The organism is Plantactinospora sp. A48 (genome assembly GCF_055793945.1).
In genome coordinates this window covers 1-12578 of record NZ_JBTIXF010000105.1, presented here as the reverse complement: position 1 = coordinate 12578, position 12578 = coordinate 1, and the positions used below count along the sequence as shown (strand labels likewise).

11 protein-coding genes are annotated in these 12578 nt (G+C 71.9%); 3 read left to right on the top strand and 8 right to left on the bottom strand.

Going from position 1 to position 12578, the window contains the following annotated elements; all coding sequences use genetic code 11:
- Window positions 1-67: 67 nt before the first annotated feature.
- The 8 genes from ACXN5W_RS29610 to ACXN5W_RS29575 form a co-directional block, all read right to left on the bottom strand.
- A complete protein-coding gene (locus ACXN5W_RS29610; RefSeq protein WP_473161678.1) occupies window positions 68-271 on the bottom strand; it encodes a hypothetical protein in 204 nt (67 codons plus the stop codon).
- A 25-nt stretch (window positions 272-296) separates the two neighbouring features.
- Window positions 297-1163, bottom strand: a complete 867-nt coding sequence (locus ACXN5W_RS29605) for a type II secretion system F family protein (RefSeq protein WP_473161679.1) — start codon at window positions 1161-1163, stop codon at window positions 297-299.
- On the bottom strand, window positions 1163-2068 hold the full coding sequence (locus tag ACXN5W_RS29600) for a type II secretion system F family protein (protein ID WP_473161677.1): 906 nt from the start codon (window positions 2066-2068) through the stop codon (window positions 1163-1165). The genes ACXN5W_RS29605 and ACXN5W_RS29600 overlap by 1 nt, the downstream gene beginning before the upstream one ends.
- Before the next feature lie 182 nt (window positions 2069-2250).
- A complete protein-coding gene (locus tag ACXN5W_RS29595; RefSeq protein WP_473161676.1) occupies window positions 2251-3801 on the bottom strand; it encodes a CpaF family protein in 1551 nt (516 codons plus the stop codon).
- Complete coding sequence (locus ACXN5W_RS29590) at window positions 3788-4591, bottom strand: CpaE/TadZ family protein (RefSeq protein WP_473161675.1); 804 nt, start codon at window positions 4589-4591, stop codon at window positions 3788-3790. The genes ACXN5W_RS29595 and ACXN5W_RS29590 overlap by 14 nt, the downstream gene beginning before the upstream one ends.
- A gap of 2 nt (window positions 4592-4593) precedes the next feature.
- The gene (locus tag ACXN5W_RS29585) at window positions 4594-5250 is read right to left on the bottom strand and encodes an SAF domain-containing protein (protein ID WP_473161674.1); all 657 of its coding nucleotides are present in this window, start codon (window positions 5248-5250) and stop codon (window positions 4594-4596) included.
- Window positions 5251-5305: 55 nt separating this feature from the next.
- Window positions 5306-6313 carry a hypothetical protein gene (locus tag ACXN5W_RS29580; RefSeq protein WP_473161673.1) on the bottom strand — a complete coding sequence of 336 codons (1008 nt, stop codon included), beginning with the start codon at window positions 6311-6313 and terminating at the stop codon, window positions 5306-5308.
- The gene (locus ACXN5W_RS29575; RefSeq protein ID WP_473161672.1) at window positions 6307-6870 is read right to left on the bottom strand and encodes a hypothetical protein; all 564 of its coding nucleotides are present in this window, start codon (window positions 6868-6870) and stop codon (window positions 6307-6309) included. Before ACXN5W_RS29575 ends, ACXN5W_RS29580 begins: the two co-directional genes overlap by 7 nt.
- Window positions 6871-7488: 618 nt before the next feature.
- On the opposite strand from ACXN5W_RS29575, the gene ACXN5W_RS29570 reads away from it, so the two are divergent.
- From ACXN5W_RS29570 to ACXN5W_RS29560, 3 genes are all read left to right on the top strand, one after another.
- A complete protein-coding gene (locus ACXN5W_RS29570) occupies window positions 7489-8292 on the top strand; it encodes a prepilin peptidase (RefSeq protein ID WP_473161671.1) in 804 nt (267 codons plus the stop codon).
- A 509-nt stretch (window positions 8293-8801) separates the two neighbouring features.
- On the top strand, window positions 8802-11012 hold the full coding sequence (locus ACXN5W_RS29565) for an MMPL family transporter (RefSeq protein ID WP_473161670.1): 2211 nt from the start codon (window positions 8802-8804) through the stop codon (window positions 11010-11012).
- 264 nt (window positions 11013-11276) lie between these two features.
- Window positions 11277-12491: a DUF222 domain-containing protein gene (locus ACXN5W_RS29560; protein WP_473161669.1), complete on the top strand. Its 1215-nt coding sequence runs from the start codon at window positions 11277-11279 to the stop codon at window positions 12489-12491.
- Window positions 12492-12578: the final 87 nt, after the last annotated feature.

The window sequence follows — 12578 nt, the reverse complement described above, 5'->3', positions numbered from 1 at the left end:
CGTAACATCCTTGCACAGCGGCGTGGCCCCCCACTCCGCCGAGCCAATAGCGCCCGGCGGTGACTCACTACGGGTTCTGGTCGGCGCCCGGGATGAGGGCGTTCCAGCCGTTCACGGCCGCCGCGGCGGCCGTGAGGATGGCCAGGGCCATCACGGCCAGCCCGGCGATGATGATGGCGGTCGGTACGGGGCTGTCACCCCGGTCCGACTCGCGCTTCAGCTCGGCGAACCGCACCTGGAGGGCGGCGTAGAGGTATCGGACGAGGGGCATGGCGGGAACCTTTCTGCGGGGGTCGTCAGATGCGGCTGACGAACGGATAGAGAACGAAGCCCATGAGTACGAAGACCAGCAGCGCGCCGGGGACGTCCAGTCGAGCGGTGACGGCCTCGGCCCGGGCCAGGTTGTCGGTGCGGATCTGGTCGCGCAGCGAGTCGGCGCGTTGTCGCAGCGTCTCGTGGACCTGCGCCCCTTCGGTGCCGGAGGACTGCATGATGGCGCCCACGTCGCTCAACTCGGGCACCCCGAGCCGGTCGGCCAGCTCGCGCAACTCCTCCCAGGGCGAGTGCATCTGCAACTGGGCGATCCGTAACGCCTCCCGGATCCGGTCGTACACCCAGCCGTCGCAGATCGCGGCAGCCCGTTCCAGCGCCTGCACCGGCCCGTGCGCCGCGGACAACTGCAACGCCACCAGGTCCAGGTAGGTGCAGACGGCCCGGCGGAACTCCCGGCGGGCCCGGTCGGCCTTGGCCAGCACGTCGTAGTGGGCGATCATCGCGAACAGCAGCGCCAGGCCCAGGCCGGCGGCGAGCGGCAGCACGATCGGCAGGGCCACGCCGAACGTCGCCAGACCGGTACCGAGCAGCGGCGGCAGCGCCAGCCCGAACAGCCCCGACAGCAGCACCGTCAGCGCGTACTGCTCCGGGGTCCGGTCGAGTAGCGCGAGATCCCGGACCGGCGGTCGCAGCCAGCGGGACAGACCGCCCAGCCACTCCGTCCGGTTCCGACCGGCGGTGCCCAGACCCGGCATGACCGGTTGGTGCAGCCGGCGCAGCGCGGGTCCCAGCGCCGGGGTGACCGGCAGCGCCTCCCGGACCAGGAGGAACACTCCCAACCCGGCGGTGGCCCCACCGCCGACCGCGAACGTCAGTTGCCAGTTGAGAATCACCCCAGCACCTCCTCGGGATCGGGCGCGGTCAGGAACCGGCCCGGCGGCGGAGGCTGGCTCATCGACCGGACCCAGGCCAGCAGGGCGACGAACGAGCCGCCCAGCACGACCATCACGAACTGCCCGGTGGGACTCCGGTACGGCGCCATGTAGGCGGGATTGACCAGCCCGTACGCCAGCACCGCCAGCGTCATCCCGGTGAGGAACCGGACCGCGAAACGCGGCTGGGTGCGCTTGGCCTCCACCTCCCGCCGGGTGGCGACCTCGGCCGCCGCCGCCGAGGCGATGGAGCTGAGTACGTCGCCCAACCGCTCGCCGCGATCGGTGAGGTGCAGCACGAGCGCGGCCACCACCTGGTCGCAGACCGGGTCGGCGATGTCCTCGGCGAACGCGAGCAGCGCGGTCCGACCCAACCAGCCCGCCTGCAACCGGGCGGCGAGCAGCCGTACCTCCTCGGCGATCTCCTCCGGGGCGGTCGGTACGGTGCCGATGATGGCCTGCTGGAGTCCCTGCCCGGTGGCCGAGACGTCCTTGATCCGGCGGGTCCACTCACCGACCGCCTCGATCCGGGCGATGGCCCGCCGTTCGGCCTTGCCCACGGTGAACAGCCACGGCGCCCCGGGAATCGCGACCGCGACCAGCAGTCCCGCCACGGGCAGCCCGGTGAGCAGGAAGACCGCGGCGCCCGCGACCAGCGCGGCCACCAGCAGCGACCGGTGCCGGCGCTGGTCACGCGGATTGGGGCTGGCGCCATGCCAGATCCGCCCGGCCCAACCGGTCGCGGCGGGCGCCCGCGGCGGCCGGTGGGTGCCCACCAGCGCCACCACGGCCAGGATGACGCCCGCCACGCAGGCCGCGCCGGACAGCAGCGCGATCAGTTCGAGATTCCCCGGGACGCTCATGCCGGCACCTCGCTGCGCTCGGCGCCGCCATGAGGCTCCACCGCACTGTGCCTGCTGATTCGCTCGCTCCGCTTGCTCATGCCGGCACCTCGCTGCGCTCGGCGCCGCCATGAGGCTCCACCGCACTGTGCCTGCTGATTCGCTCGCTCCGCTTGCTCATGCCGGCACCTCGCTGCGCTCGCTCATGGGCGGCGGGCCAGTCGGGTGTGTCGGGGGCGGCGCCAGGCACCGGTGCCGGCCTCGACGTACCGGGACAGCAGCCGGGCGTCGTACCCGACCCGCAGCAACTGGTCGCGGATGCGTTCGGGCAGGTGTCGCGGCACGGCCCGGCCGTCCGGGCCGGGCCCGAACACGGTCGTGGTGGTGATCCGGTTGCCCTCGCCGGCGCCGATCACCTCCTCGACGTGCGACACGAACCGGTGCTTGCGACCGCCGATGGCGGTCTCGTCCTCGACCGTGACGTAGATGATGAGGTCCAGCGCGTTGCCCGCCATCCGGCGGGCCTGCTCGACAGTCATCTCGCGGCCGTGCGACAGCGCCAGTTCGATGATCCGGTCGCTCACCCCGGCCGGGGTACGGGCGTGGATGGTGCACATCGAGCCCCGGCTGGTGGTCATGGCCTGGAGCATCGGCACGATCTCCCGGGACCGGACCTCACCGACGATGATCCGGAGTACGCCCATCCGCAGGGCGAGCGGGATCAGGTCGGCGATGCTCACCTCGCCGGCAGGCCGGCCGTCCATCCCGCGCTCGCCGTGCCCCTCCCGGGCCTCGAAGCTCATCACCGAACGGTGCTTGCGGCGCTGGCGTGCCGGCAGCAACTCCCGGCTCTCCTCCAGCAGCACGAACGGCTCGTCGGGCGGGATCTCGTCCATCATCGCCCGGATCACGGTGGTCTTGCCCGCCCCGGCCAGCCCGGCCACCATGATGTTCAGTCCGGCCCGCATCGCCGCCCGGAGGAAGTCGCGGATCAGCGGATCGATCATCTCGTCCAGGTCGGCCCGGCTGCCCGAGATGTCGTCGAGGCTGACCTCCAGTGTGTTGTGCTTACGCAGCACCGCGTACGGCCGCTGGCTGACCAGGTACACGGCGGCCAACCGGCTGCCGTCCGGCAGTTGCAGGTCGAGGGTGGGCTTCGAGGTGGACAGCGACCGCTCGGTCGCGCCGGCCCGCCGCGCCGCCGCCTGGAGGATGTCGATCAACTCGTCGTCGCTGTCGGCGATCGGTTCACCCCAGTCGACCCCGCCGCCGTGCCGGGTGATCCGCACGACGTCACAGCCGAGGATGTGAACCTCCTCGATGGACTCGTCCACCAGCAGGGTCTGGAGCCGGCCCAACCCGACGAGTTCGGCGGTCACCTGGTCGAGCAGCGCCCGCTCCTCGCCGGCGGCCATCGGGGTGCCCGCCCGGCGGGTCGCGTCGGCGTACTCGGCGACCACCGCCACGGCCAGCCGGGCCCGCTCGGCGTCCTCCTCCGCGACGGTGAACTCCCGGCCGCGTTGCCAGAGCGTGAGCCGTTCGCTCAACTCCCGGCGCAACTCCCGGACCACCGCGAAGTCCACCCGGGGGCGCGGCGGTCCGGCCGGCTGGGCCGGCGGGGCGACCGGCGGCACCGGGCCGGGACGTACCGGTGGGGTCGGGTTGTGGTGCCGGCCGTTGACCGGCACCGGTGGGACGGTCGAGGTGGCGCCGTTGGCCCGCGGGTCGTGGGAGACGGGTTCAAACCGCCGCATGCGGTACCTCCGGGCTGATCGGCCAGCTCAGCCGGGCCCGCTGGCGGTCCAGCAGCGCCCTGATCGGCACCTCGAGGGCGCCGGCCGCCCGCATCAACGGCCGCCGGCCACGCACCGTGCCACCGTGGCAGAGCACCCGGGCGGTACGCGGGTCGTGCGGCAGTTGGGCGATGATCGGCAGGGACAGCGCGCGGCTGATCTCAGCGCGGCCGTTGCCGGGCCCGACCAGCACCAACCGGACCGAGCCGGCCGGTACGCGGTGCTCGGCGAAGTCCCGTTCGATGGCCCGGACCACAGCCCGGGTGCTGGACAGGTCCGGCAGTTCGGCCCGGGTGACCACCAGCACCACGGCGGCGGCCCGCAACAGCGGCCACGGCGTGCCCGGCACCGCGAGCCGACCGCAGTCGACCAGCACGTCGTACGCCGGGTCGCCCCGGTCCAGCGCGCCGAACACGTCCGCGAAGCGCTGCCACAGCGGGGTGACGCTGCCGGCCTGCGTCGGGTCCACCACCCCGGGCAGCAACAACCGCTCCCGCCGGGGTGCGTCGAGATCGACCAGCTGGGACCAGAGGGCCTGGTCGAGGTTGCCGTCCCGCAGCTCACCGACGGCCAGTTCGCCGAGGCCGCGCGGTCCGTCGAGCGCGCCGCCCAGGTAGCCGGCCATGATGGACCCGCCGGCCGGGTCGCATTCGGCCAGCATCAGCCGACGGCTCCAGGCCAGCGTGCAGGCCAGCGCCGTGGTGGTGACCCCGGGCGACCCCTTGGCCGAGACCAGCGCGATGATCGCCATGGTCAGGCCGATCCGACGAGAACGACGGCCAGCCGGTCCTGGGCCTGGAGTGCCACCACCGGCGGTACGTCGCGGATCGCCAGCGCCAGGTACAGCACCTTGGTCGACTGGTCGGTGCTCGCGAAGTCGATCACCACGGCGTCGAACCGGGTGCTGCCGCCCGCCGTACCGGCGTCCTTGGCCGGCGTGCTGACCAGCAGCACCTTGTCGCCGGGCCGCAGCGTGCGGGCCGGTACGGCGTCGTTCTTGAGGCTGACCGCGATCTGCTGCTGGCCGGGGCCGAGCAGGGGCTTGTCGGTGACCTGGGCCATCGTCAGCAGCGTGCCGGGGGTGAGCCGGACGGCGGCGCGCTTGCCCACCACCTTGTCCAGTTGGCCGGCCGGTACCGGGGACAGGCCCTGACCGCCGGCGATCCGCACCGACGTCAGGTCGCCGGCGTCGAGCTGGGAACCGGCCGGTACGTCCCGGGCCACCGCCAGGTACGTCCCGGTGGCCCGCACCGAGGTCACCGCGAACGCCGCACCGAGCCCACCGAGCGCGATCAGCAGGATGGCCAGGCCGAGCAGGCCGGGGCGCATCCGGCGCTGCCGGACGATCTTCGGGGCGGCGATCGGCGCGGACACCGGCCCGGTGCCGTTGACCGTGCTCGTCGTGGTCACCGGGTCACCTCTATTCGCGACTGCGGGGCTCGCAAAACCGGCTCACTCCTCGCGCTCACCGTGTCACCACCTGGAGTTCGTTGATGGTCACGTTGACCGTGGCGCTCGTCCGGGTGACGTTCGGGATCGAGCCGTGCTGACCGTTGCTGGCCGCCCAGGTGACCGACCAGTGCGTGGTGACCGAGACCGGGTACCTGCCGGAGTTCGGGTAGCCGGCGTAGCCGCACGACGGTGACTCTCCGGTCTCGTTGTGGTGGACGACGCCCTGCCCCTCGTCCTTGGCTTTGTTGGCGTTACACCGGAACTTCTCGCCGTTGCCCATGTTCCACTCGGCGTAGTCGACCTTGGCGGACAACTTCACGTAGAGCCCTCGGTCGGTCCGCTCCTTGCTTTGCGGACCCCAACTGGTCGCCTTGTCCTGTCTGGCGGGTTTGCCGGTCCAGAGCCAGACCGGCAGGCCCACCAGGCCCGGCTTGCCGGGACCGGGCGCCATGCCGACCCTGGGCCGCTCCAGGGTCATGCTGGCGAACAGCTCGGCGGCGACGTCGGCGGCGTTCGGCGGGGCGCCGAAGCCGTCCGGCGGGGCGTCCAGCAGGACCGTCTCGGTACCGCCGGCGCCTCCGGCGTCGCAGGTGCGTGCGTACGCCTGCTTGCCCTCCGGCAGGTCGGGCGGCTGCGGTTCGGCGAGCTTGTAGTAGCAGCCGTCCGACTGGTTGAACCAGCCCAGCACGTCGACGTAGCAGGGCACCACGGTCCCGTTGCGGGTGCAGGTGTGGCCGCCGCCTCCGCCGCCACCCGGATCGCCTCCGCCGGGGTTGCCGGGGCTGCCGGGATCACCGGGTACGGGCCCCTTGCCGTCCCAGACGTGGCAGTCCGTCTGCGCGGGTGGGCAGTTGCCGCCGCCCTCCCGGGCCAGTCCGGGGTCGGCCGGTCCGACCAGCGCGACGACCAGCACCGCCCCGATGGCCAGCAACCGTCCGGCGGCGCGACGCGATGCGCGGATCGGCCCGCCACCGATCCGAGCCGGGGCTGCGACCATCCAGAGTGGTGTCCGGGTCAGCACGGCTGGTCCTGGTGCGTGGTGCCGGAGTTGATCAGCCACCGGCCGTCCGGATAGCGGGTGGCGGTCGCGGTGACCAGGTACCGGCCGCCGGCCGCGTCGGGGACCGGCGCGGAGTTCCGCCGGAAGACCAGGCGGTATCCGGAAGTGTCCAGACAGTCCTGGATCTCCACCGTGGCCGGGTTGGTGTCAAGGTTCACTGTGGTCACCTCCGGATCGGAGCGGACGGAGCCCTGCCGGATCGCGCCGTGCGTCTGGTTCTTCCGGACGGCGAGCCGGACCTGGGTGAGCAGCGGGTCGGCGACGTAGCGCCGCAGGTCGGGGATGAACGGGTCACCCTGCTGCTCGGCCCGGCGGGAGGCCGCGAGATACCCGGCGTACGACTTGAGGGCGGCCTGCTTCGCGTCGGCGGTCTTCGCCGCGTCGGCACTCGGGCTGGCCGTCGGGCCCGCCGGACCGGTCAGCGCCGCCGGCTCGTCCGCCGACCCGCAGGCGGCCACCCCGGCCAGGGCTGTGGCGGCGACGACGGCCGCCAGCCGATTCCACTGCGGTGTACGCACCGACACCTCCTCAACCCCTCCGTCGTGGCGCGGAACGGATCCGTGCGGTCCGGCCAAAGCGGTGCCATCGGGCGCTGTCCGGCAATCGGGAATCGCCCCCGGAATCCGGCTGATGTTTCCGTCCTTCGCCCGACCAGCCGTCCGGTAAACGCGATTTTTCCGCCGGATCACCACCCGGTAACCAGCCCCGGTAGCCGCCTTACCGCGCGGCGTGAGATCCGTATCCAGCCTGCTCAACTCCCGCTCGCAACCGATTGATCCAGTGCTCACGTCGTTCAAGGGGGGAGCATAGGCTGGCGACCGGCAATGCGACAGGGGGCAATTTGCGTTGTTACTCAAAGTTATAGTCGGCGGTGGTTACCGGGGTGATACTTTGTTGTTTATGAATGTGATGCAGTCACAATGAAATATTACATGTTGCATCACTCGGACTGATTCCTTGACTGGGCCGGGGACGTACCGCCCGGAATTGGGGCATGGTGCCACCCGGCAGTTCGCGGGGCGGCCCTTGGTGTGGCCGGTCCAGCCCGTCGGCGGTCGGACCGCAGCGATCCGTGGCGGCGGCGCGGGTCACCGGGTTCAGCGACCGACCCGAGGCATCGTAACGGAGAGTGTTTGATGGAAGCCGATGCGTACCCGCCGGATCTGGTTCGGTCCGGTGCCCACCCGGAGCCACCGACGACCCGGACCGGCCGGCGCCGGCTGGGCTACCTCGGTTGGCTGGCAGTGACGCCCGCCCAACGCCAGGCGATCGTGGCGCTCGCCGTGCCGACCGGGTCCGGGCCCCGCACCGCGTGCCCGACCTGCGCCGCGCCACTGTCGCCCGGGGTGCGGATGCGGCCGTTCCTGCCCGCCGCCCGGTGTGCCAACTGTGGCACCCGGACCGGCGCACCGCCCTGGACGGTCGAACTGGCCACGCTCGGCGCCGTGCTGCTGGTCCTCGCCGCCGCGGGGCCGCCGCTGCCGACCGCCGCCTTCGGCTGGTGGCTGGCCTGGGCCGTACCGCTGCTGTTCGTGGACCTGGCCGTGCATCGCCTGCCGGACCGGCTGACCCTGCCGGCGGCGCTCGGCACCGGGCTGCTGCTCGGCGCGGCGGGACTGGCCGGGCAGCCGGCACCGGCGTACCGGGCGGCGGTCGCCAGCCTCGCGGTGGCCGCCGTCTTCGCCGGCTCCACCCTGCTGCTCGGCCGACGAGGTTTCGGACTCGGCGACGCGAAGCTCGCCCTCAGTTGCGCCGCACTGCTCGGCTGGGCCGGTTGGGGGACCGTACTGGCCGGACTGCTTGTCGCGGTCACCGCCTCCGGGCTCACCGCGCTCGCACTGCTCGCCACCCGCCGGGTGAGCTGGGCGAGCGAACTGCCCTTCGGCCCGTTCCTGGTCCTCGGCACGATCGTGGGCTGGCTCCTCGGCACATCAGCCTGAAAGGAGCTGAAAGGACGGGCCCCTTGTTATCGCTTTTTGTATAGGAGGGGGCCCTTCCTGACGCCCCTCGGGGCTCCACCGCTGGAACCGGCCGCCGCGGGTTCCGGCGTCTGGCCGGCCCGGCACCCTGCCCCTGGGCAGCGCTCCGGGGTGGGTACGCGGCCAGGTCGTGGGCAGCCGGCCGGGAGGTGGCGGCGGGGCGGTCGGCGGTGGCGGTCGGGGCGGTCGGCCTGGCGCTCTCGGCCGTGCCGATGCTGAGCGGGCGGATCCGCGCCATCCGTCGATCCCCGGCGAAGCCGGGCCGGCCACCCGGCGCGGCGGGTCGGCGTCCGGCCCACTGTTAGATCGCTCACCTCGCCCTTCGTCACGTGGCCGGGCCGTTTGCCGCCCCCTACCGTTGGGTACGTACGCTCCATTCGGTCACTCGATGACAGTTGACACTTGGTGTCTGAAAGGCACCGTCAGTGACTGTCCCGACCGGTGACACCGACACGACCTAGGGACGGCCGTTGTTCGCTTCGTGGGGCTCCTTCGCCTACCGGTTCCGCTGGACGGTTCTCGCCCTCATCACCGCCGCCGTGGTCGGCTCGGGAATCTGGGGGCTCGGTGTATTCGGCCAGCTCTCCGAGGGTGGGTACGAGGACCCCGGCAGCGAGTCCAGCCAGGCCGCCGCCGCGGTCGCCCAGGCGCTCGGTCCGCAGGGTGGCGATGTCATCGTCGTCTACACCCCCGAGGCCGGAACCGTCGATGATCCGGCGGTCGGCGAGCGGGTCGGCGCGGCCCTGCGGGCACTGCCGCCCGACGCGGTCACCGGCGTCAAGTCGTACTGGCCGCAGCGGACGCCAGAACTGGCCACGCCGGACCGGCACAGTGCTCTCGCGGTGATCAGCCTCACGGGCTCGGGAGGCGCCAAGCTCGCCGCGTACCAGGAGATCAAGGACCGGCTGGCGGTGCCCGGGGTACGCGCCGAGATCGGTGGTGGAGCCGCTTTGCAGGACTCCACCTCGCACCGGTCCAAGGCCGATCTGACCCGCGCCGAGGCCGTGTCGATGCCGATCGTCCTGATCCTCCTCGTGGTCATCTTCGGCTCGCTCGTGGCGGCCGCCCTGCCGGTGCTGGTCGGCGGCCTGGCGGTCTTCGGCTCCCTCGGCGTCCTGCACCTCGTCTCACTCGACACCGACGTCAACTCGTTCGCGGTCAACGTCGCCAGCCTGCTCGGGCTCGGCATGGCCATCGACTACGGCCTGTTCATGGTCGGCCGGTTCCGCGAGGAGCTGGGGGCCGGGCGGTCGAACCGGGAAGCGGTCCGCAACACCGTCGGCACGGCCGGCCGTACCGTGGTCTTCTCAGCCACCCTGCTGATCATCGCGCTCGGTGGCCTGCTGCTCTTCCCGCAGGGTTTCCTCAAGTCGCTCTCGTACGGCGGCATGGCGGCGGTCGCGCTTGCCGCGTTCATCTCGCTGACCCTGCTTCCCGCGTTGCTCGGCATCCTCGGCCCGCGCATCGACAGGTTCTCGGTACGCCGACGTCGCGACGCCGCGCGACTCGCCGGTCCGGTCACCGGTGGCTGGGCCCGGCTGGCCCGGCTGACCATGCGCCGGCCGGTGCTGGTGGTGCTGACGATCGTCGCCGGACTGCTGGTGCTCGCCAGTCCGATCGGTCGGGTCGGGTTCGGTGAGGTCGACGAGCGGGTGCTGCCGCGTACCGACCCGGCCCGGCAGGCCATCGAGACGGTCAAGACGGACTTCCCAGGGATGAGCGGCAACGGCGTTCAGATCGTGCTGCGGGGTGACCGGGGGACCGGGCCGGCCGGGGCCGCCGTACAGGGGTTCGTGGCCGAGGTCGGCAAGGTCCCGGGCGTCAAGGCGGTGACCCCGACGGGCGCCGGCGGCGACGTCGCCGTACTCACGGCTACCCTTGCCGGCACCGACCCGCTCTCCGACAGCGCCCGGAACACCGTGGACGGCATCCGGGCCCTCGAACCGCCGGCCGGCACCCAACTCCTCGTCGGCGGTACGACCGCCCGCAACGCGGACAGCCTGGACGCCACGGCCAGACAGCTGCCCTGGATGGCGCTGCTGCTGATGGGCGCGACGTTCCTGCTGATGTTCCTCGCCTTCGGCTCGATCCTGCTGCCGATCAAGGCCGTGCTGATGAGCGCGCTGAGCCTGTCGGCGACGTTCGGGATACTGATCTGGCTGTTCCAGGAGGGACACGGCAGCGGGCTGCTCGGGGTCACGCCGGCACCGCTCGAGGTGGGCATCGTCGTGCTGATGGCGGCCCTGGTGTTCGGGCTGTCCACCGACTACGAGGTGTTCCTGCTGTCCCGGATGGTCGAGGCCCGGGCCAAAGGCGCGTCGACCCGGGACGCGGTGACCGTCGGGCTGGCCCGTACCGGCCGGGTGATCAGTGCCGCGGCGTTGCTGCTGGTCGTCGTCACCGGCGCCTTCGCGTTCGCCACCGTGACGATGATGCGGTTCATCGGCGTCGGCATGATCATCGCTCTGATCCTCGACGCCACGGTGGTCCGGATGCTGCTGGTACCCGCCACCATGCGGCTGATCGGTGACGCCATCTGGTGGGCGCCCGGACCGCTGCGGCGGCTCCAGCAGTGGGCCGGCCTCCAGGAATCGGACGAGATCGACGATCCGTGCGACACCGTCGAGGAGACCGACACCGCCGAGAACCGGACCCCCGAACTGGTCGGCCAGCGCCGCTGAGGGGTACGGCCCGAGCAGCCGAGGGAGTGTTGATAAGGCTTGCTGAGAGCGAGCCTTATCAACCTCTCCGAACAGCGGTGCTGCGCTGTGCGATCCGGTGCGGTGCGGTGCGGTGCGGCGGCGGGTTTCGGGCTCGTGAGCCGACTTGATCCGTGGCCTGGTTTTTAGCAGTGATCGGGTAGCGGTTGCCACTATCTGAAATGGCCGTCAAGGCGAGGGTTTCGGGCGGTGGAACTGTCGTACGCCTGTCCTAGCCTGATGGTCATGATCGATGAGCTGGCGCGGGTGGACGAGGCGGTGACGGCCTGTGCCACCGCGCCGGTCTGGTCGCTGCCCGAGCACCGGCTCGTCGAGTCACTGACCACCGTGCGCCGGTTGGTGCGCCGACTCGCCGTACTGGAGCTGGCCCTCGTCCGGGAGGTCGATGGCCGTGATCTCGGTCGCGCGCAGGGCTCGACCTCGACGGCCACCTGGCTCCGTGATCGGTTACGGGTGTCCGGTGGTACGGCCCGGCGGTTGGTCGCCGACGCCGCCTGGCTGGACGCGGAGCCCGGCGGCCCGCTGGCCAGCTCCGCCGGATCGTCGACCAGCCCGACCGGATCTTCGGGCTGGCCGGGCGGATCTTTGGGCGGCCCGGGCGGATCTTTGGGCGGGCCGGGCGGATCTTTGGGCGGGCCGGGCGGGGACGGTGTACCGGACGGCAGTGCGGGGTTCTGCGGGACCGCGGCGGCCGGCCCCGCCCTACGGGATGCCCTCGTGGACGGTTGGCTCGATCTCGATCAGGCAAAAGTCATCGCGGGAGCCGTGGGCAACGTTCGCGCCGAGGCCGGGGTGGAGCCGGCAGAGCGGGCACTGTCCACATTGATTGGTGTGGCGCGGGAACTGGAGCCCGCGGCTTTACGTACCTGTGCGGATCGGATCCTGCGGCACGTCGCGCCCGAGCTGGCCGAGGAAGCGGACCGGCGGGCGTTGACTCGGGCCGAGAAGCGAGCCGAACTACGCCGTGAACTGACCCTCTCTGTCAGTCAGGAGGGCTGGGTTCGACTACGCGGGCTGCTGGACGCCGAGGCCGGCGCGACCCTGATCGCCGCTCTCGATCCCCTCACCAAGCCCAGCGGTCCAGGCGATGAGCGTTCGCCGGGCCAGCGTCGCCATGACGCCATGGCCGAGATCGCCCGGCTCGCCCTGCGCACCGGTGAGCTGCCGGAAAGTGGCGGAGAACCCGCCCAGATCGTGGTGACCACCAGCTTCGACGCGCTGGCCGACCGGCTGAGCGCTGCCAGCCTGCCCGGACTGTTCGGCAACGCCGGCCCCCGCTCCGGCCGGGCAGCCGGACAAGCCCGATCGGGCGCCACCAATGCCTTCGGTCCCGCGTCTACCCGGACCAACGTCCGCACCAACCCACGGTGGTCCGCCCCTGGAACAGCGTCGGCCGTGGGCCGACCCAACCACGGCCGGGACTGTACAAATAACGGCTGATCGACCGATCAAGGGAGAGACGCCAGATGATGACCGAGACCATCGTGGAACAGCCGGCCGTGGAGCCGTCGGGTGTGGTCACGGATG

Coding starts and splice junctions, on each gene's coding strand:
- ACXN5W_RS29610 (WP_473161678.1), bottom strand. CDS start 271: ATGCCCCTCGTCCGATACCTCTACGCCGCCCTCCAGGTGCGGTTCGCC.
- ACXN5W_RS29600 (WP_473161677.1), bottom strand. CDS start 2,068: ATGAGCGTCCCGGGGAATCTCGAACTGATCGCGCTGCTGTCCGGCGCG.
- ACXN5W_RS29595 (WP_473161676.1), bottom strand. CDS start 3,801: ATGCGGCGGTTTGAACCCGTCTCCCACGACCCGCGGGCCAACGGCGCC.
- ACXN5W_RS29590 (WP_473161675.1), bottom strand. CDS start 4,591: ATGGCGATCATCGCGCTGGTCTCGGCCAAGGGGTCGCCCGGGGTCACC.
- ACXN5W_RS29570 (WP_473161671.1), top strand. CDS start 7,489: ATGGAAGCCGATGCGTACCCGCCGGATCTGGTTCGGTCCGGTGCCCAC.
- ACXN5W_RS29560 (WP_473161669.1), top strand. CDS start 11,277: ATGATCGATGAGCTGGCGCGGGTGGACGAGGCGGTGACGGCCTGTGCC.